Raw genomic sequence first — 19,484 nt, 5'->3', positions numbered from 1 at the left:
CCTTGTCAAAATAATAGATATGGAGGCTAGGCGTTCATGAAACAAGCAAAGCCAATCGTCGTACTAGGAGTCATCTTTTTTTTCGTTGTGTTACTCATCCCAACACTTCTCGTTGTTCCTTTTACTGAAAAGACAGATGGAAAGCTACATGAAAATGTCAAACAGACCCCAAAAACCGAAAAACTACAAAAAGTGACAGCGTCTCCTCTTGATGTCAGTGTTTATCGTACGGAAACGAAAAAAGTAGAAAAACTGCCGCTCGAAGACTATCTTGTAGGGGTAGTAGCAGCTGAAATGCCTGCTACTTTTGAACTTGAAGCACTTAAGGCTCAAAGTTTGGCAGCCAGAACCTATATTGTGCAAACTATGATGAATGGAAATAGTCATCTTCCCCAAGGAGCGGATGTGACTGATACCGTAGAGTACCAAGTATATTTAAATAAAGATGAGCTAAGAAGCCGATGGAACAAAGACTATGATTGGAAAATCAAAAAAATTCAAGAAGCAGTGAAGGACACCAAAGGTCAAATTCTTACGTATAAAAATAAGCCAATTAATGCTACGTTCTTTTCTACCAGCAATGGTTACACTGAAAATTCAGAAGCGTATTGGAAGAATTCCATTCCTTATCTAAAAAGTGTAGCTAGTCCATGGGATAAAAAGTCTCCTGAATTTACAAATCAGAAAGTAATGTCTGTTGCTAGCTTTGAACAGAGGCTTGGAGTGAAATTAACAAACAGTGGATCAGTAGGTGAAATCGTCTCTAGAACGCCGGGGCAGCGCGTAGATTACGTAAAGATAAACGGTAAAGAACTGTCGGGAAAAGATGTTCGGGAAAAACTGGATTTATCGTCAGCCGACTTTCATTGGACAAAAAAAGGGAATGAAATTATCATCAACACAAAAGGATATGGACATGGTATTGGGATGAGTCAGTACGGAGCAAATGGTATGGCACTGGAAGGAAAAACGTATAAAGATATTGTTACTCATTATTATACAGGTGTTGCGATTACTCCTAACGATCAGTTTGTTGCACAATTGACAGCTAAACGCTAATTCAACGACCCTTATAGCAGGGTCTTTTTTATGTTTTTCACTTTTTTTAAATAAAATGTATATTTTAGATTCATCTGTTGAAAAATAATCGAAAAAAATTTTTTATCGATGTGTATATATTCATTCAATTGTGTTCAGACTGATTGCTGAGGTGATGATATATGAGAGAGGAAGAAAAGAAACGTACTTCTCCAAAATCGAAAGTTCAAAAATTAGTTAGAAAGCGTTGGGTGTTCCCGGCTATCTATTTAGCGAGTGCAGCAATTATTCTTACAGCAGTCCTTTGGTTTCAAGCTAATGGAAATGATATTAGCAAAGAAGACAAAAGCGGCTATAGCCAAGACGGTACGGCTTATCGAGACGACGCTGTAGAGGTAAATGCTTCGCTTGAAAATTTAAAAATGCCAGTTGCTGAAGCATCAGCTATCGTGAAAAAGCCTTTCTACGACGATCAAGCATCTGAAAAACAACAAGAAGAAGCACTAGTTTTCTACAACAATACGTATCATCCAAACACAGGTGTTGATTTAGCTGTTAAGGGAGATAAATCATTTGATGTTGTAGCAGCAGCTAGCGGTACAGTAACAAAAGCAACAAAAGATCCTTTACTAGGTTATGTAGTAGAAATTGATCACAAAGATGGTTTAGTAACACAGTATCAATCTCTTGAGAAAGCTGATGTAGAAGTAGGAGATATTGTTAAACAAGGCCAAACGATCGCAAAAGCTGGAAAAAGCTTATATAATCAAGAAGCAAAAACACATGTGCACTTTGAAGTTCGTAAAGATGGTGTAGCAATTAATCCAAGCAGTTATTTTGGAAAATCGGTTAGTTCTATCAAAGAAGTCAAAGCAGCTGAAGTGACAGAACCAAAAGACGACTCTTCTTCTGAAGAATCAAAGGATAGCGAAAAATCATCTGATGAAAAGACTAAAGAAGATAAAGATTCAAAACAACCTTCAACAGATACGTCTAAACCAAATGCATAAAGCAAGACCATAAATATGAAAAGAAGCTGGATAAAACCGAGCTTCTTTTTTTATGAATTTTTCTAAAATGAGATGCATTATGTTAAAAAAGTAAATAAAAAACACTAAATTTTCAAAAAAATATAAGAAATCACTTGTCCTTACTGACTTTTCTAGCATATATCTGCACACAAGCTAATAAACTGTTACAAACCTATAAAGAGAATGTTAGAAAAGGGATAATATATACATTCCCTTGGATACTTCTCATATCCAATTTGGGGAGGGCGAGTAGTGTGCACGATTACATCAAAGAGAGAACTATCAAGATTGGAAAGTATATTGTAGAAACAAAGAAAACAGTTCGTGTAATTGCGAAAGAATTTGGCGTTTCGAAAAGTACTGTCCATAAAGATTTAACAGAGCGTCTACCAGAAATAAATCCTGAGTTAGCAAATGAAGTAAAAGAAATTCTTGATTACCATAAATCTATTCGGCATTTGCGTGGAGGAGAAGCAACAAAATTAAAGTACAAAAAAGAAGAAGAAACTGTAAAGTAAAAGAATGCCCGATATTGCCTTTTTTATAGAGGTAGTATAGGGCATTTTAATTTTTGGATAAAATAGGTATATAATAAATATTTTTGCTAATAACAACATACATATACAAATTGTGATAAAATAGTAAATTAGGAAAAAAGAATGGTTATCATGCAAAGATATGTAAATAGAAGGAGGATTTAAGGTATGTTAGCAAAAGACATTGGTATCGATTTAGGTACAGCTAACGTCTTAATTCACGTTAAAGGCAAAGGAATTGTGTTAAATGAACCGTCTGTTGTGGCGATTGATAAAAATACAAATAGAGTGCTAGCAGTAGGGGAAGAAGCGAGACGTATGGTAGGAAGAACGCCCAGTAATATTATTGCCATTCGTCCATTAAAAGATGGCGTTATCGCTGACTTCGAAATTACCGAGTCTATGCTCAAACACTTTATTAATAAATTAAATGTAAAAGGTTTTTTATCCAAGCCTCGTATTTTAATTTGTTGTCCAACAAATATTACCTCTGTTGAACAAAAAGCAATTCGCGAAGCTGCTGAAAAAAGCGGTGGAAAAACCATTTATTTGGAAGAAGAACCAAAAGTTGCGGCTATTGGCGCTGGAATGGATATCTTTCAGCCGAGCGGAAACATGGTCGTAGATATTGGTGGAGGTACAACCGATGTGGCTGTCCTTTCAATGGGCGATATTGTAACAGCAGCTTCTATTAAGATGGCTGGTGATCGTTTTGATGCGGAAATTTTGCAGTACATTAAACAAAAATATAAGCTCTTAATTGGAGAGCGTACAGCAGAAGAAATTAAAGTGAAAATTGGCACAGTGTTTCCTAAAGCTCGTAATGAAGAGCTGGACATTCGAGGGCGAGACATGGTTTCAGGCTTACCTCGTACGGTTACTGTTTATTCTGAGGAAGTAGAGGAGGCACTTAGAGAGTCTGTCAGCGTCATTGTACAAGCTTCGAAAAGTGTATTAGAGCGTACACCTCCCGAACTTTCTGCCGATATTATAGACAGAGGCGTTATTTTAACTGGCGGTGGAGCATTGCTTCACGGTATGGATCAGCTGTTAGCGGAAGAATTAAAGGTGCCTGTGCTAATTGCAGAAAATCCAATGGGTTGTGTAGCTGTTGGAACAGGTATTATGCTTGATAATATTGATAAACTATCTCGTCGCAATATTGTTTAAATAAATGAAGACTCCTCTATTGGCTCGTTTCATACAGAGGAGTCTCTTCTTTTATTTATTATACTCTGTCAGCCGGCTATAACGAACAACGTTTACTTGTAAGGAGGATGAAGTATGTTTAAAGGGTTTTACACGGCAGCAGCGGGTATGCTGTCTCAGCAGCGTCAAACTGACTTATTAACGAATAACATAGCAAATGCTAATACGCCAGGATTTAAAGCAGATCAAGGTACGTTAAAGGCATTTCCTGATATGTTACTGCAGCGAATGGAATCTGAAGATTTACCCACTGACCGTAACATCTCTGTTCAGAACAAAAAAGACATAGGTACAATTAATACGGGTGTGTATATGCAAGAAACAGTTCCAAATTTTACACAAGGTGATCTTCAGCAAACGTCTCAATCAACTGATATTGCATTGATGGAGCAAAATATGCCTACAAAAGAGGGCGGCCTATTTTTTGTGGTACAAAGCCCTAATAATACGCCTCAATATACAAGAAACAGTAATTTTACATTAGATCAAGAAGGGTTTTTAACTACGTCTACGGGAGCTTATGTATTAAATACAAATAATCAGCCAATTCAACTGAAAAGTGAAAACTTTACAGTTGATTCACAGGGTAACGTAACGGAAAATAATCAGCAGATTGCACAAATCGGTATTGCTTATTCTAGTGATTTACAAACGATTAAAAAGGCAGGGAATGGATTGTATGAAACGTTGAACAATCAGCCCTTGCCTTCAGCAAGAAATAATCCAGGCATTTCTTATCAGTTAAAGCAAGGATTTGTTGAACGTTCCAATGTAGATGCTGCTCAAAGTATGACGGATTTACTAACAGCTTACAGAGCTTTTGAAGCAAATCAAAAAATAATGCAAGCTTACGATAGAAGCATGGATAAAGCGGCAAATGAAATTGGACGTGTGCGCTAAAAGCAACAGGGGAGATGAGGAGAATGAACCGTACAATGATAACAGCGGCTAATACAATGGGGCAGCTACAGCAGCAGCTTGATGTCATCAGTCACAATTTATCTAATACAAATACGACAGGATATAAATCGAGAGACGCTTCATTTAACGATATGCTGTATCAACAAGTAAATAATCAAGTAGACCAGGGAACAGAAAAGCGGCTTACACCGTCTGGAATTCGACAAGGTTCAGGAGCTTATCTAGACCAAACACGCTTAAATATGACGCAAGGTGCTTTTGAAAATACAGACAAACCATTAGATGTAGCTGCATCAAATCCAAACGTTTATTTTCAAGTTGCCGTAAACGATTCCGAACGGCCTGTACAATATACGCGAGATGGTTCATTTCACCTTAGCCCTGAAGGCCCCAACAATGTTAAATTAGTAAACGGTTCTGGCCAGGATGTGCTGGGGGAAAATGGTCAAGCTATTATTTTCAGTAACGCATTTAAAGATATACAGATTGATGGAAGTGGAACGATAACGGTTACTACGAATACGGGCGTTGACCAGTTTACCCTTGGGTTAACAAATGTTCAAAAGCCGCAGGAGCTAGAAGCTAAAGGAGAAAATCTATTTGCCTTTCCAGCTGGGATGAACCAACCGAATATGTTTACAGATCTGACTGGAAAAGCTCGAGAAACAGCAGGCGTAGATCAAGGGAAATTGGAACAGTCAAATGTAGATTTGAGCAAAGAACTCACTGATATGTCCATTGCTCAACGTGCGTATCAGTTTAATTCCCGCTCTATTTCAATTGCAGACCAAATGATGGGCTTGGTGAATGGAATCAGAGCTTAAGCAAGTAGTTGCTTCTCAATTGAGCATTCTGTATATTGATAATAGTATCGTATGTTACATGCGGTTTGAAAGGAGACTTATTTATGCTTGATATTGAACAAATTAAAGAAATTATTCCACACCGATATCCATTTTTATTGGTCGATCGTATTTTAGAAGTGGAAGAGGGAAAGAAAGCAGTTGGTTTAAAAAACGTATCTGCCAATGAAGAATTTTTTAACGGGCATTTCCCTGACTATCCTGTGATGCCAGGGGTTTTAATTGTAGAAGCTTTGGCTCAGGTAGGAGCAGTAGCTATGCTAAAAAAAGAGGAAAATCAAGGACGTTTAGCATTTTTTGCAGGCATTGACAACTGCCGTTTTAAAAAGCAAGTAAGACCTGGTGATCAACTGCGTTTAGAGGTTGAAATTGTACGTGCGCGTGGATCTATTGGCAAAGGAAAAGGTATCGCAACTGTAGATGGAGAGTTAGTCTGCGAAACAGATATTATGTTTGCTTTAGGCGATAAAAAAGAATAGTACATAAGAGCTGCTGATGCAGCTTTTTTTATTGGCGCTGCAAAGCAGAAAAAAGTTTCTTTAATAAAGGTATAATATCCGTTAGTAACTCTTTTTGAAGAGTTGGTGACAGAGATGAAAATTGTAAGAGCACATGTTTTAATAAGGGCTGTTTATCTATGAGGGTTAAAATGGTATTTTCCTGTGAATCCGATTCACGTTTTCTTGTTAAGTAAAGAAGTTGGAAGTCATGTAAATAATCTTGTTTATAAGAGGAAGGCTCAACAAGTTGGTCGAGCGTAATTTGAAAACAATTACATAGAGATAGAAAATCAAAAATGGAAGGCGTTTGTTTCGAACATTCCCATTTTGAAATAGTTGTACGAGAAACATTCAACTGATTTGCTAATTCTTCTTGTGAAAATCCTCCTTTTAGTCTGAAATGTTTAATTCTTTCTCCAAAATCTTTCATATGCATCACCTGATTTCGTAAAGATAAGTATATGTCTTATTGTTCGAATGTAGTTCATGTTCTTTGTAACATGCTTAATTTGCACAATATGAAACATATACACTTTACTTTCTGCAATAGAGGGAATAAAACCTGTTTTTATTTCTTTTTTTTCTCTAAAAAGATTCATTTTTCTGCATGGATATAAAAAAAAGAACAAAAATAGAGGTTTTTATAGTAAAAAAATCCTATTTTTTGTTCGGTATATTGAAAAAAATGGTTGAATAACGGGGAAAAATGCATTAATATACGAATTACAAAGAAAAAGGAGTGAAAAAATGACAAATTTTTATTTGAAAAGGCAAGGCGCTCGCATAAGAGATAATCGCTTCAAACGTTCTAGTCATGCACATTTATTTTTAGGAAAAAAAGAAAGGTACCTCTCCAGTGAGTTCTCTTTTCTTTACCCTTCTCATGGACCAACGAAAAAGACCTCAAACAATAATCCTCTCTTTTAAATCCAGACACCTTGAGATGACTTGACTTATTTTTTAGATGTACTTTTTACCGGTCTGTTTCGAAGCTGCAGTTTGAACTGTTGAAGTAAATCTTGACCTAATAACCCTTGGTTAATTAAATCCTCTAAGAGCATTTCAGCATAATGAAGTCTCCGTTCTTTTAAAACACCTTTCATCAACAAACTAATACGATTTTCACCAATTGAAGTAATGGAAGCCACGGTAGCTATAAAGGTAGCCGGATCATTTGTTTCTTTCGTAATTTTAGCTTCTACCGTCACTTTTTGTTTATCTTTCAACAAAACATGAAATTCATCGTACCATTTCTTATCGATAACTGCTTCTAAAATCCAGTTATTTTCGCCGTCTTCTTTATTAATAATAAGGCCATTAGTTAGTGAGACAGACTGACGCTTTTCTTGATCATCAACCAATTGAAATGACACAAGTTTAAATGTTTTCATTGATGTTTCCTCCTTTACGTAAATAGTAGGTTATCCATATTATAACATGAATGAGCTTAAAGATTCCCATTATTCAATCAGTTGGAGTGGTAGACTATGATTAACCATATTGTTCTTGTAGGAAGACTGACAAAAAAGCCGGAGCTTCGATATACCCATGAAGGGATTGCCGTATCTACTATTACGTTAGCAATTAATCGAACGTTTCGAAATGTTGAAGGTGAATATGATGCTGATTTTGTCAACATTACTCTGTGGAGAAAAAATGCAGAAAATACAGCTGCTTACTGTGATAAAGGAGCGGTTGTAGGCGTGGTAGGGCGTGTACAAACGCGCACATTTGAAAATAATCTTCAGCAACGAGTATATATGACCGACGTTGTGGCTGATGCGGTTAAATTTTTAAGTGGAAAGCCATCTGATTCTTCTTCATTTGGTTCAAATCAACAAGAAGAATAAAGTGATCTAGTATGAAAGGGGGTGATTAGTTCAGCTAAGGTTTTAATTCCCCTTATCTATCATAATAGAAGATAGATCCTCCTTAAGAGCAAGGCTCTTTCTATATTCTCAAGAGAGAAAATTAAAGTATTCACTATCCCCGAATTATTCCTCTATTTCAGCCGTTAAATTATTTAACGGTTTTTTTAATGAAAAGATCCGAACGAGTTTGATTCTCCATCAAGAATCAAACTCATTCGGATCTTCCTTCAGCTAACATACTCTTGTCTCAGCTTCTATCAGTTATTTAGCAAACCTTTTTGCACCTAAGTAGCGCTTGCTCCAGTAGCTGTTATCTAAGCTTGCAATGGTTACACCGGTAGAAGATCCAGCATGAATAAATTGACGATTACCAAGGTAAATGCCCATATGTGTAGGGCCGCTAGAATATGTATTAAAAAACACTAGGTCACCAGGCTGTGGATTACTTACGGGTGTTGATACACTCCAATAACCAGCCGTCGTATAGCGCGTTGTAGAAATTTGTTGTTTCATTACGTAATAAATGAATCCGCTGCAGTCGAAACCAGAAGGAGTTGTGCCACCCCATTTGTAAGGAACACCCATATAACGTTTTGCATCTGAAATCATTTGCGATACATTTAATGTTCCGCTAGAAGTTGAAGGTGTTGATGTACTTGGTTTTGTTGTTGGCGTAGTTGTTTGAGCGCTTTTTGATACCTTTAATTGTTGATTTACATAAATCGTATTAGACGTTAATCCATTTATTTGTTTTAATTCGCTCACGCTCATGTGAAATGCCGAAGCTATTTTAGACAGGCTATCTCCACGCTGAACTTTGTAAGTTCCGTTTGCATCCTTAGAAGGAGTTTCTGCTGGTTTACTCGTAGTTGGAGTCGATGCGCTGTTGCTTCCATTTACTTTTAACGTTTGGTTAATATAAATGATGTTGGAAGAAAGAGTGTTCAAACGTTTTAATTCTTCTACGCTCATATTAAAACGAGTAGCCACTTTCCAAAGGGTATCGCCGCTTTGAACTTTATAGGTTGAACCAGTAGCAGGAGCTGAAGGCTTTTCTTCCTTATTAGATGGTTGAGAGGTTGAAGCAGAAGGAATCGATAACGTTTGTCCTATGCGAATTGTATTTGAAGATAACTTATTTACGCTTTTTAAAGCTTCTATCGTTGTATGATATTTAGTAGATAACGACCAAAGTGTATCTCCAGCTTTCACTTGAACAGTTGAAGCAGATGCTTCAGCTGAAGCTTGATATAAGAATGTCCCGCCAACAATGGCGCCTAGAGATAAAGCGAGCTGCCTTTTTTTCATTAATAAATCCCCCTAATTATGTAAATGTTTCGTGTTTATTTTTCCAATATGTCTATTAAATTACAAAAATATTATATGTATAAATATGCTGGAATTTAAAGAGAAAGTAAAGGGTCTTTTTCGCTATAAAAATACCTTTTTATTCAAAAAACGATATTTATCGCGTTTTTTGTATCTTTATCAGTAGTTGAAGAACGATTTACACTTATTTTTTTGTGTCGAATGATCTAATAAAAAAAGAGGACAAGTAAAAAAGTCCTCTTTTTGGTAACGGTGTAACACATTTTATAATTTTTCTTATTCATTTCTGTAAGCAAGAAGCTCTTGTAGCTCTTTATTCGAAAGTTCTGTTACCCATTGATCTCCTTGGATGAGTTCATTGTTGAGATGTTGTTTTTGATTGATCACTTCATCAATTTTTTCTTCAATCGTTCCTCTTGTAATGAATTTATGAACATGAACAAATTTATTCTGACCAATGCGATGGGCCCGATCGGTTGCCTGGTTTTCAACGGCTGGGTTCCACCATCGGTCAAAATGAATAACGTGATTTGCAGCTGTTAAATTCAATCCAGTTCCACCTGCGCGAAGAGAAAGGATAAAGATGGCTTTTTTCCTTGCTTGAAATTGAGCAACCATTTCATCTCTTTGCTCTTTTGACAAACTTCCGTGAAGGAATAAAACCGGCTCGTTGATTTCTTTTTCTAAGGTTCGTTGTAGCATGAGTCCTGTTTCAATATACTGAGTAAAGATTAAACAGCTTTCTTGGTGTGTGCGAATGCTCTCTACGAGTTCAATAATTTTTTCACTTTTATGAGATCGCCGTACCGTTTGTTTAGCTGCACTTTCCTTTAAGTACAAAGCTGGATGATTGCATAATAATTTTAGCTTATTTAGTGTTTGCAAAATCATGCCTTTTCGTTCAAATCCTGTTTTTTCCTCTGTTTCTTGAAGCATTTCTTGAACTAGCTCCTGGTAAAGTGAAGCTTGTTCCGCTGTCAGCGGGATATATTCTTTTTGTTCTTGTTTATCAGGCAGTGAGCGGGCGATGCTTTTATCTTGTTTTGTTCTTCTCAATAAGAAAGGTTGAATGAGTGCTTTAAGCTCAACAGTTCGTTCAGGTTTCTCGCCTTTTTCAATGCCGGCTACAAATCGGTTTTTAAATGAATTGATTGTTCCTAAGTAACCGGGATTGATGAATTCAAATAATGACCATAGTTCCAGCAGACGGTTTTCAATTGGAGTTCCAGTAAGCGCAATTTTGTGTCTTCCTTGCAGCTGACGAATGGCTCTCGCCTGTTTAGTCTGCGGGTTTTTAACATGTTGCGCTTCGTCTAAGGAAATGCTGTTCCATATAAACCCTTTCAACAATTCGACATCCAAAAGGGCAACTTGATAAGTCGTAATCACCACGTCAGTACTTTCACATATCTTCTCAAATGCATCTCCGCCGGTTCTTTTCGGCCCGTAATGAACATGAATACGAAGAGAAGGGGCAAATTTCTGTAATTCTTTTTCCCAGTTTCCAATTAAAGAAGTTGGGCAAACGATAAGAGAAGGAAAGCTATGTAACTGATGAATGTTTGTTAAATAACCAATTAATTGAATGGTTTTACCTAGCCCCATGTCATCTGCTAGACATCCTCCTAAGTTAAACTTTCTCAAAAACATGAGCCAATTCAAACCTTGCTGCTGATAAGGTCTTAATATCCCTTTAAATTCAGAGGGAGGCAGCACTTCCGGCAGCCGTTCTAAATCCGTTAAGGATGTAATAAATGATTGAAAGGAAGCGGGGAGTTGGAATTCAACTTTTACCTCTTCTTCATCAGTTTTACTGTCTGCCATGTAGGTTAGCTTCGTTTTTAAAATTTCATGAATTGAGACGCCTTTTTTACTAGCTTCTTTAACAATTTTCTGCGCTTGTTTAATTAATCTAGAATCCAGTTGAATCCACTGTCCGTTAATAGATAATAATCGGCGTTTTTGTTCGACTAATTTCCGAAACTCTTCTTCTGAAAAAGTTTGATCGCCAATAGAAAATGACCAGCGGAAGCTGCTGATAGCTTGTTTACCAAACAATGCAGATGAAGTATTTTCTATAGCGCCAGATACTTTTATGGTGGCTTTTTTTAATGATTCCCACCAGCTTGGCAAATGGATAGAGACACCTTGTTCAATCAATGCTGCACTATCTTGAGTTAGAAATCCCCATACTTCCTCATCTGTTAGGACAGACTGAATAAACGCTCCTTTTTGGTATAAAGTAGGAGCCAATGCTTTCCATCGTTCGTGTTCGTAAGCGATATATGATTCGTAGTGATTCCACTCTTTAGGAAGTGTTCTTCCCAGTATAAAAGGTTCTTTGGCTTCATCGTGGGGAATCACAAATGTTTCAGCCGTCCATACATCTCCATCGGTCGTTGGCTCTACAACACGCAATGAAAGGTCAAAGGGAGGATTATAGCTCTCGCCTCCTATGCTTATTAAAAAGTCTTTTCCTTCTTTTTTTAATAGGCTCTCTTTAATTTGTGCTCGCCACTCTTGCTCATCAGCTTGTGAAAGCGATCCAGTCATTTGTTTTTTTAAAGGAAGAGAATGAAATTTCCCTTGGATAATCTTCTTTGTCATATCGACTGCAATTTGCTGATAATCTTCCGCTGAAGCGGACAAAGCCGGTTTCAACACATGCTGTTGAATAGGTGATTGTATGAAAGTGAACATTTGCCATGCAGAAAGAAGAATTCCTTTTTTTCCATTAATCTCAACCTGTGTAGCTTCACTTCCGTAATAGGTCTGTTCATGCCATAGAAACAGCGCATCTTTCCATGTATCAGGGAGCAAAATTTGGCCGCTAGGTGATACACAGTAGAGAAAAAAGTCATCGTGTACAGGTTCGACTTCAAGTGTTAAATGAAACAAATCAAACATTCAGTAAATCTCCTTTTTCTAATAGTTGTTGAAATGCGCGCTGTTTCTTCGTTTTTATCGCTAATTCTTCTATATAATGTTCCCATAGTAGAGAGCGATTCATTTGTAGATAAAGTCTTTTTAATTCTTGTAAGTAGATATAGGCTTCTTGATAACTGCTTTTCTTTTTTTCATAAATCAGCTTTGAAATCATTTGATGATAAAGAGGAATAACCAGCTTTTCATCTTTTTGTTTTAAGGCCTCTATCGTTTGCTCGTCATATTTGATGCTGTCATATTGAAGAAGCACCTGTAATTCAACCCATTTTTTTAATTGGTTAGAAGCATATAGAAAATCACTGTATTCAATAAAACTATAGGGAAGTAATGTCTGCAATGCTTCAGTATACAAAGTTTGCTCGTTCGTTAAGTCTTTATAGTGCTGAAATAAATTTACAATCATGGAGACCATATTTCGGCTTCCTTGATAAGTAGTTGGAACGGTGCGTACGTAATCTCCTATATAGGTCATTATATAAGAGCCCCACTGAGCAAAGCGGTCAGTTTCTTTTTCGTGCAATAAATCATTTAACCAAGGGATAAGATAGGGAATCATTTGTAATGTTCCATCGCTCAAACGTTCTTTTGCTTCTCTATCTTTTTCTTGAAGAAATAAAAGATAGGAAAGAGCTGTATTATTTATAAAAGAACCATGCTTGGCTTTTAATTCGCGTTCCTCATTTTTTCGCCATTTTTCTAACGTGAAGACTTTTTGCCAAATAACGCGATAAATTTCAATACGCTCATATTGTAAAGGCATATCATTATGCAATAATTCTCGGATGTATGGGATGCTGTCCTCTATAATAGATAATGCATCCCGATCGTATTTCGTTTGCTTTAATGAATCAGCGGTAGCATAAATTTCATTTGTTATTTTGTAGACGTGACTATATACGAATGATTCCTCGATGTTAGTAGAAAGCTGATGTGCCTGTAATTGAGCTGATAGTTTATAAAATGTATGAACCGCTCCATAGATACAAAATAAAGCATAAAGCAATGGATGCTCAGGAGCTTTTTTCACTAAAGAACGGTAATAGTACTGATAATATTCATGATAAATGGACCGGTCATTTTCGTTCCGCCCCTGCATAAAAAGCGTATACTGCTCCTCAAAAGTTTGTCTCCACTCTTGAAAAGTTGCCTTGGGTTTTTTTAACACTTGTTTGGCAGATAGCATAGTCAAAGCTTCTTTCTCATGGTTTCGCCATTCTTTGAATAGGGGCGAAAGCGGTTCTATTAATGAATACATATAAAAAAACGCTGCAAAGCAGTGTTCACAAAATCCGTTATGCTGACAAGAACAGGTACTTTCAGGGAGCAGCTGTTTGTTTAGTTCAACATAAAACGAATCGATTTTAACGTTTAATATCTGTTCATCATTGTGCAAAATGAAGAATGAATGGGTACGGTAAAGGTCTAGTCCTGCTTGGGCATTTGTACGATAGCGTGCATCACTGTACGGGAAATGATGTATAAATTGGTGCTGTAAGTGATCTGAAAACGAACTCATAATCCCATTCCTTTCTATACATAAGTGGAACATAAAATTATATTTATAAGTGATTAATTTTCTTTTCATTATAAATGATAAAAATAGAATTATACAAAATCTTTTGTTATGATAAAGCAGAATCCAACATGACTCTTTATAAAAAGAAATGGATTCAACATGACTTTGTGTACATACTCAATCGAAGACTTACTATACTATAACCAATAAGCACGATTGACATTGACAGGAGGAAAAGTAAGTGAAAATTCGTAAAGCTATTATTCCAGCAGCTGGATTAGGGACACGCTTTTTGCCGGCTACAAAAGCACAGCCTAAAGAAATGCTGCCAATTGTAGATAAACCAACGATTCAATACATTGTGGAAGAAGCAGTAGCATCAGGTATTGAAGATATTTTAATTGTAAGCGGTCGCGGAAAACGAGCAATCGAGGATCATTTTGATAAATCATATGAGCTAGAAGAAACATTAGCGGCAAAGGAAAAGTGGGACATGCTTGAAGAAGTGCAGGGGATTTCGAATTTGGCTAATGTTCACTACATTCGTCAAAAGGAACCTAAAGGATTAGGTCATGCCATTCACTGTGCAAGAAGTTTTATCGGAGATGAACCGTTTGCTGTTATGCTAGGGGATGATGTAGTCCAATCAGAAACACCTTGTTTGAAACAGTTAATGGACGTATACGAAAAATATGAATGCGCTGTAGTTGGTGTACAGGAGGTGCCTAGGAAAGAAACCTCAAAGTACGGAATTGTAGGTCCTAAAGGAGAGCCTCTTGAAAAAGGATTATTAGACGTAGAAACGCTCGTTGAAAAACCGAATCCAGAAGATGCCCCTTCAGGCTATGCAATTATGGGGCGCTATATTTTAACACCGGAAATTTTTGATATCTTAAGCAGAGAAGAGATTGGTGCAGGAGGAGAAATTCAATTAACAGATGCTATTTTACGTCTGAATGAATTTCAACGTGTTCTTGCTTATTATTTCGAAGGAAAACGTTATGATGTTGGAGATAAATTTGGATTCATTAAAGCAACAATTGATTTAGCCTTACAAAGAGAACCGCTGCGAGAAGAGTTAGTGAGCTATTTTAGAGAAATTGTCGAAAAAGAAGGGCATATGTAAAGATAGATTTACTAGGAGAACTATTGGGAATCATGGAGATTTTCAATAGTTCTTTTGGGTTAGAGCCCGTTGTACAAAAGATGGTTATATCGTTTATTGATGAATTCTCATAAAATGTTACATAATAATAAGTAAAAGAAATTATTTCATGTTTTTATATAAATGCTATCATGAAATGACATTTTTCGATATAATATCAGATAGGTTTTATTTATTAAGCATGTCATATAAAGGAGATTTTCTGCAATGACAAAGAAATTGTGTGTAGTTGGTTTAGGATATATAGGTTTACCGACAGCTGTTATGTTTGCCAATCACGGCTTATATGTACATGGTGTTGACGTAAATGAAAAAGCAGTAGAATTAATTAAAAATAAGCAACTTCATATAGAAGAAAATGGCTTACAAGAACGTTTAGAATCAGCAGTTGACAACGGCCACTTTACGGTAGGCACAACAGCTGAAGAGGCGGATATTTTTATTATTGCTGTACCATCACCAATTAATGAAGATAAAACGGCAAACTTGAACTATGTTCGAGAAGCGACAAAATCAATTGTTCCTTACGTTCGTAAAGGAAATTTAGTTATTTTAGAATCCACAGTTCCTCCGCGTACAGTAGAAGACGTTATGCTACCTGTGCTAAAAGAAACTGGTTTAGAATTAGGCAGTGAGTTATTTGTTTCTCACTCACCTGAACGTGTTATTCCAGGAAAAGTATTTGAGGAACTAGTAAATAATGACCGTATTGTCGGTGGTATTAACGAAGAGTCCAGTCGCTTGACTGTTGAGCTTTATAAAACATTTGTAAAAGGAAATATTCACGTAACCGATGCTACAACAGCTGAAATGGTGAAAGTAATTGAAAACACATATCGTGATGTGAACATTGCCTTTGCAAATGAGCTGGCAAAAATCAGTGAAAAAATTGGTGTAAATGCGTGGGAAGCGATTAAGTTAGCGAACTATCATCCACGTGTAAACATCCATTTACCAGGTCCTGGTGTAGGCGGCCACTGTATTGCTGTTGACCCTTGGTTCTTAACGGAGCTTCAGCCAGAACTTGCGAAAATTATTTCTCTTTCTCGTCAGACAAATGATTCAATGCCTGAATATACAGCATTAAAAACGAAAAGCCTACTAGATGAGAAGGGCATTCAACATGGACGTGTAGCTGTTTTAGGTTTAGCTTTTAAAGGAAATATTGATGATATGCGTGAAAGTCCATCAACGGATGTGCTTCATCACTTAGAAAAGCTAGGTGTTGATTACACAGCATTTGATCCTCATATCAAAGAGAATAAAATCGAACGTCAGACGCAAAGTTTGGATGAAGCTGTTGCACATGCAGATGTGATTCTTATTTTAACAGATCATAATGAGTTCAAAGAGCTTCTTCCATCAGCTGTTGAAAATCATATGCGTACAAAGATTATTTTTGATACGAAAAACTGCATTCAGCGTGATCAATGGAAAGCAGCAGGCTTTGACGTAGTGTTACTTGGTGATTCAAAAGTTTCTACTTTATAAAAAGACGGGCTGAACAGCCTGTCTTTCGTTTGTAAAAAACTAAAAAATCAACATACGGGTGATTTAATGAAGGAAAACATCTTAGGAATAGACGTTTGTAGCGACACGTACGATGAGCTAGCGGCAAAGTTACTTCAGGATATAGATAAAGGCCGAAAATCATTTATTGTAGCAATCAATCCTGAAAAAATTATGAAAGCACAAGAAGATCAGGAACTAAAGTCACTGTTAAATCAAGCGACTTATCAAATTCCAGATGGAATCGGTGTGATTTTAGCTTCAAAGCTCAAAAAGGGACGTATTCGTGAGCGTGTAACGGGTATTGATATGATGCTGAAGCTGTGCAAAGAAGCAACAAATAACGGTAAAAGAATTTTTTTATACGGAGCCAAGCCTGGCATTGCAGATGAAGCCAAAGCTAAGTTGGAAGAGATGTTTCCAGGGATTTTAATTGTTGGAACATTAAATGGCTACGAAAAAAATGAAGAAGTCATTGAACGTACGATTAATGATTCAGGAGCAGAAATTGTGTTTGTGGCTTTAGGCAGTCCAGCCCAAGAAAATTGGATTATTGCTCATAAAGAGAAACTTAATCCTTCTGTTTATCAAGGCGTAGGGGGCTCGTTCGATGTTATTTCAGGACGATTGAACCGAGCACCTGCTGTTTTTCAAAAGTTTGGTTTAGAGTGGCTTTATCGACTGTTAAAAGAACCATGGAGATGGAAGCGTCAGTTAGAATTACCTAGGTTTCTTCTTCGAGTGTTAAGAGGTTAAAAAAGCATGCGGATTATATCCGCATGCTTTTTATTTTTAGATATCTTCTTTCTTGTTTTGTTGCTTGATTTCATCCGTTAGTTCGTGCAAGCTCTGGCGCACATTTCCTTTTCCAGAAAAGTTCTCAATCAATTCCTTTACATCTATACCTGAGGATGCTTTCAGCGATTCTTGAAGAGAAGACATTAAGTTTGTTGCATAACCAGTCACTTTATTAGCTCCGCTGTTTTCACCGTTGCTTCCTGTATCCACAACCGTAATTTTATCGATATTTGCTAAAGGACTTGCAACTTGTTTTGCATATTCAGGAAGCATTTTGATAATCATATCTAAAATAGCCGCTTGACCAAACTGCTCGAATGCTTCCGCAACTTTTTGTTTAGCCTCTGCTTCTGCTAAACCTTTTAAGCGGATAATCTCAGCTTCAGATTCACCTTGGGCACGCTGAGCGTCAGCTTTTGCTAAACCATCAATTCGAACGCGTTCAGCTTCAGCTTTAGCCATTGCTTCAATTCGATATTTGTTGGCGTCAGCTTCCGCAAGCTGTTTTGCTTTTTCAGCTTCTGCGGATTGCTCAACAGAGTAACGATCTGCATCTGCTTTCTTTTTTACTTCAGAATCGTATTGACGCTCACGACGAAGAATTTCTTTTTCTTCTAATTCAATTTGTTTCTGACGTTCAATAATGCGGATTTGCATTTCTTGTTCTGTTACATCTTGTTTCGCGCGAGCTGTTTCTAGATCATACGCTTGGTCAGCACGAGCTTTGGCAATATCTTGTTCGCGACGATATTCAGCGGTTTTTAATTGATTCATTTTTTCAGCTTCCGCGATTTCTGTATTTCGCTCAAGCTCCGCTTTTTGGGCATCTTTATGAGCCTCGGCACGCTTGATTCTTGTTTCTTTTTCAGCTTCCGCTGTTGCAATGTCAGCATCTCGCTTAACTTGAGCAATACGAGGCTTCCCTAGCGATTCTAGATAGCCGTTCTTATCCCGAACGTCTTTAATTGTAAACGATACAATAATTAATCCCATTTTAGCTAGATCTTGTGAAGCTACGCGCTGTACTTCTTGAGAGAATTTTTCACGGTTTTTATAAATTTCTTCGACCGTCATAGAACCAAGAATCGAACGAAGGTGACCTTCTAAGACTTCTCTAGCTTCGGTTTCACGATCTTCTTTTGCTTTGCCCAAAAACTGCTCAGCGGCCGTTGCGATTTCTGAAATAGAACCTCCAATTTTGATGATTGATACCCCATCAGCCATAACTGGAACACCTTGTTCTGTATATACTTCAGGTGTAGATACTTCCAGTTTGCTTGACAACAAGCTCAGAGGCTCAGCCTGTTGAAAAACTGGCAGCACAAACGTACCGCCGCCGCGAACAATTTTAATCCGGTTTCCGGATTCATCGACGTGTACGTTTTTATTTCCCAGATAGCTCCCTGTTACAATTAACGCTTCATCTGGACCTGCTGTACGGTATTTTGTAATAAATACGGCAATCAGCGCAATTAGTAAAAAAACAACAATTCCAACGACAACTAATATAGGTGTTGAAAACATAAAACTCCCCCTAATGCTATTTATAATGATTGATTGGTCATAACTTCTTCATAAATCACAACGAGTGCGTTGCCTCTTTGTATATCTACCACAAGCACTTTGCTGCCTAAAGGTATAGCAGTGTTTCTAAAGCTGGCAGCGGGTTTGGAGATCGTGCCGCTAACCCCTTCGATAAATACTTCTCCATAACCATCTGCAGGAACGGAAGTAATAATGGTACCAAGTCTTCCTTTTAACGAATCTTCAGTAAAAGCAAGAGACTCTTCAGCCGATGATAAAGGAATCAATACGAAAACGTTGAGCAAAATAACGAGTAGAAGGGCAATAAGAGCGGAAATCGAAATAATCCAATAATTTTGCAATGACGTATAGGTGAACAAATATCCACCGGCACTAAAGAATGTTAAAAAAGAAAAAAGAAGAGTGGGGTTAAAAAAAGGTATCGCTTCAGATAATCCATCTAACAAATCGCTAAATAAAATGTATAAGAATGTGAGACTTCCGCAGATAATTAATCCATACAAATACACTGTTTGAACAGATAGACCGAGCATAGTTCATTCAACACCCCCTTTATGTAAGATGATTGACGCTGTTTCTACTATGTATTACGAACCGTATCGAAAAAAGTTTCATTATTTTTGATTAAATTCCTTTTTTTGTTTAATTTTATCTCTGTCCATTTCACTATATTTTAACTTTTAAATGATATAAGATAAGGACAACGA

At 37.0% G+C, this 19,484-nt stretch carries 18 protein-coding genes; 11 read left to right on the top strand and 7 right to left on the bottom strand.

Features of this window, described 5'->3' with window-relative positions; all coding sequences use genetic code 11:
* The first annotated feature begins 36 nt into the window (after positions 1-36).
* The 7 genes from spoIID to fabZ all read left to right on the top strand — a co-directional run bounded on the left by spoIID (position 37) and on the right by fabZ (position 6,077).
* Positions 37-1,059, top strand: coding sequence for a stage II sporulation protein D (gene spoIID, locus LJY09_RS25505; protein WP_228307459.1), 1,023 nt, complete (start codon positions 37-39; stop codon positions 1,057-1,059).
* A gap of 161 nt (positions 1,060-1,220) precedes the next feature.
* Positions 1,221-2,048, top strand: a complete 828-nt coding sequence (locus tag LJY09_RS25500; RefSeq protein WP_228307458.1) for a stage II sporulation protein SpoIIQ — start codon at positions 1,221-1,223, stop codon at positions 2,046-2,048.
* Between the two features lie 275 nt (positions 2,049-2,323).
* Positions 2,324-2,587, top strand: a complete 264-nt coding sequence (gene spoIIID / locus LJY09_RS25495; protein ID WP_013059792.1) for a sporulation transcriptional regulator SpoIIID — start codon at positions 2,324-2,326, stop codon at positions 2,585-2,587.
* Between the two features lie 186 nt (positions 2,588-2,773).
* A complete protein-coding gene (locus tag LJY09_RS25490) occupies positions 2,774-3,775 on the top strand; it encodes a rod shape-determining protein (RefSeq protein WP_013059791.1) in 1,002 nt (333 codons plus the stop codon).
* A gap of 114 nt (positions 3,776-3,889) precedes the next feature.
* On the top strand, positions 3,890-4,714 hold the full coding sequence (locus LJY09_RS25485; protein ID WP_228307457.1) for a flagellar hook-basal body protein: 825 nt from the start codon (positions 3,890-3,892) through the stop codon (positions 4,712-4,714).
* A gap of 23 nt (positions 4,715-4,737) precedes the next feature.
* On the top strand, positions 4,738-5,559 hold the full coding sequence (locus tag LJY09_RS25480; protein ID WP_099331344.1) for a flagellar hook-basal body protein: 822 nt from the start codon (positions 4,738-4,740) through the stop codon (positions 5,557-5,559).
* Positions 5,560-5,642: 83 nt separating this feature from the next.
* Complete coding sequence (gene fabZ, locus LJY09_RS25475; RefSeq protein ID WP_013059788.1) at positions 5,643-6,077, top strand: 3-hydroxyacyl-ACP dehydratase FabZ; 435 nt, start codon at positions 5,643-5,645, stop codon at positions 6,075-6,077.
* 28 nt (positions 6,078-6,105) lie between these two features.
* Here the strand turns inward: fabZ and LJY09_RS25470 are convergent, their stop codons facing one another.
* Positions 6,106-6,528: a helix-turn-helix domain-containing protein gene (locus LJY09_RS25470; protein ID WP_099331343.1), complete on the bottom strand. Its 423-nt coding sequence runs from the start codon at positions 6,526-6,528 to the stop codon at positions 6,106-6,108.
* A gap of 523 nt (positions 6,529-7,051) precedes the next feature.
* Positions 7,052-7,489 carry a YwpF family protein gene (locus LJY09_RS25465; RefSeq protein WP_099331342.1) on the bottom strand — a complete coding sequence of 146 codons (438 nt, stop codon included), beginning with the start codon at positions 7,487-7,489 and terminating at the stop codon, positions 7,052-7,054.
* Positions 7,490-7,585: 96 nt separating this feature from the next.
* Here LJY09_RS25465 and ssb point away from each other — a divergent pair, with 96 nt between their 5' ends.
* Positions 7,586-7,948 carry a single-stranded DNA-binding protein gene (gene ssb, locus LJY09_RS25460; RefSeq protein ID WP_028411997.1) on the top strand — a complete coding sequence of 121 codons (363 nt, stop codon included), beginning with the start codon at positions 7,586-7,588 and terminating at the stop codon, positions 7,946-7,948.
* Between the two features lie 282 nt (positions 7,949-8,230).
* On the opposite strand, the gene LJY09_RS25455 is transcribed toward ssb, so the two are convergent.
* The 3 genes from LJY09_RS25455 to LJY09_RS25445 form a co-directional block, all read right to left on the bottom strand.
* The gene (locus LJY09_RS25455; protein WP_028411998.1) at positions 8,231-9,277 is read right to left on the bottom strand and encodes a C40 family peptidase; all 1,047 of its coding nucleotides are present in this window, start codon (positions 9,275-9,277) and stop codon (positions 8,231-8,233) included.
* A gap of 297 nt (positions 9,278-9,574) precedes the next feature.
* A complete protein-coding gene (locus LJY09_RS25450) occupies positions 9,575-12,205 on the bottom strand; it encodes a DEAD/DEAH box helicase (protein ID WP_228307456.1) in 2,631 nt (876 codons plus the stop codon).
* Positions 12,198-13,760 carry a replication initiation protein gene (locus LJY09_RS25445; protein ID WP_099331340.1) on the bottom strand — a complete coding sequence of 521 codons (1,563 nt, stop codon included), beginning with the start codon at positions 13,758-13,760 and terminating at the stop codon, positions 12,198-12,200. Before LJY09_RS25445 ends, LJY09_RS25450 begins: the two co-directional genes overlap by 8 nt.
* A 241-nt stretch (positions 13,761-14,001) precedes the next feature.
* On the opposite strand from LJY09_RS25445, the gene galU reads away from it, so the two are divergent.
* The 3 genes from galU to LJY09_RS25430 all read left to right on the top strand — a co-directional run bounded on the left by galU (position 14,002) and on the right by LJY09_RS25430 (position 17,190).
* The gene (gene galU / locus LJY09_RS25440) at positions 14,002-14,886 is read left to right on the top strand and encodes a UTP--glucose-1-phosphate uridylyltransferase GalU (RefSeq protein ID WP_028412001.1); all 885 of its coding nucleotides are present in this window, start codon (positions 14,002-14,004) and stop codon (positions 14,884-14,886) included.
* Positions 14,887-15,132: 246 nt separating this feature from the next.
* Positions 15,133-16,416 (top strand): nucleotide sugar dehydrogenase, encoded by a 1,284-nt coding sequence (locus LJY09_RS25435; protein WP_028412002.1) that lies wholly within the window; start codon positions 15,133-15,135, stop codon positions 16,414-16,416.
* Between the two features lie 66 nt (positions 16,417-16,482).
* Positions 16,483-17,190 carry a WecB/TagA/CpsF family glycosyltransferase gene (locus LJY09_RS25430; RefSeq protein ID WP_028412003.1) on the top strand — a complete coding sequence of 236 codons (708 nt, stop codon included), beginning with the start codon at positions 16,483-16,485 and terminating at the stop codon, positions 17,188-17,190.
* A 36-nt stretch (positions 17,191-17,226) separates the two neighbouring features.
* Here the strand turns inward: LJY09_RS25430 and LJY09_RS25425 are convergent, their stop codons facing one another.
* On the bottom strand, positions 17,227-18,756 hold the full coding sequence (locus LJY09_RS25425) for a flotillin lipid rafts scaffold protein FloT (protein WP_028412004.1): 1,530 nt from the start codon (positions 18,754-18,756) through the stop codon (positions 17,227-17,229).
* Between the two features lie 20 nt (positions 18,757-18,776).
* A complete protein-coding gene (locus LJY09_RS25420) occupies positions 18,777-19,310 on the bottom strand; it encodes an NfeD family membrane protein (protein ID WP_099331339.1) in 534 nt (177 codons plus the stop codon).
* Between the last annotated feature and the right edge of the window lie 174 nt (positions 19,311-19,484).

The sequence above is a fragment of the Priestia sp. J2 genome, from assembly GCF_020790095.1.
In the GTDB taxonomy this organism is placed as follows: domain Bacteria; phylum Bacillota; class Bacilli; order Bacillales; family Bacillaceae_H; genus Priestia; species Priestia zanthoxyli.
The sequence above is the reverse complement of the archived record's forward strand: the minus strand, read 5'-3'. Positions and strand labels throughout refer to the sequence as shown.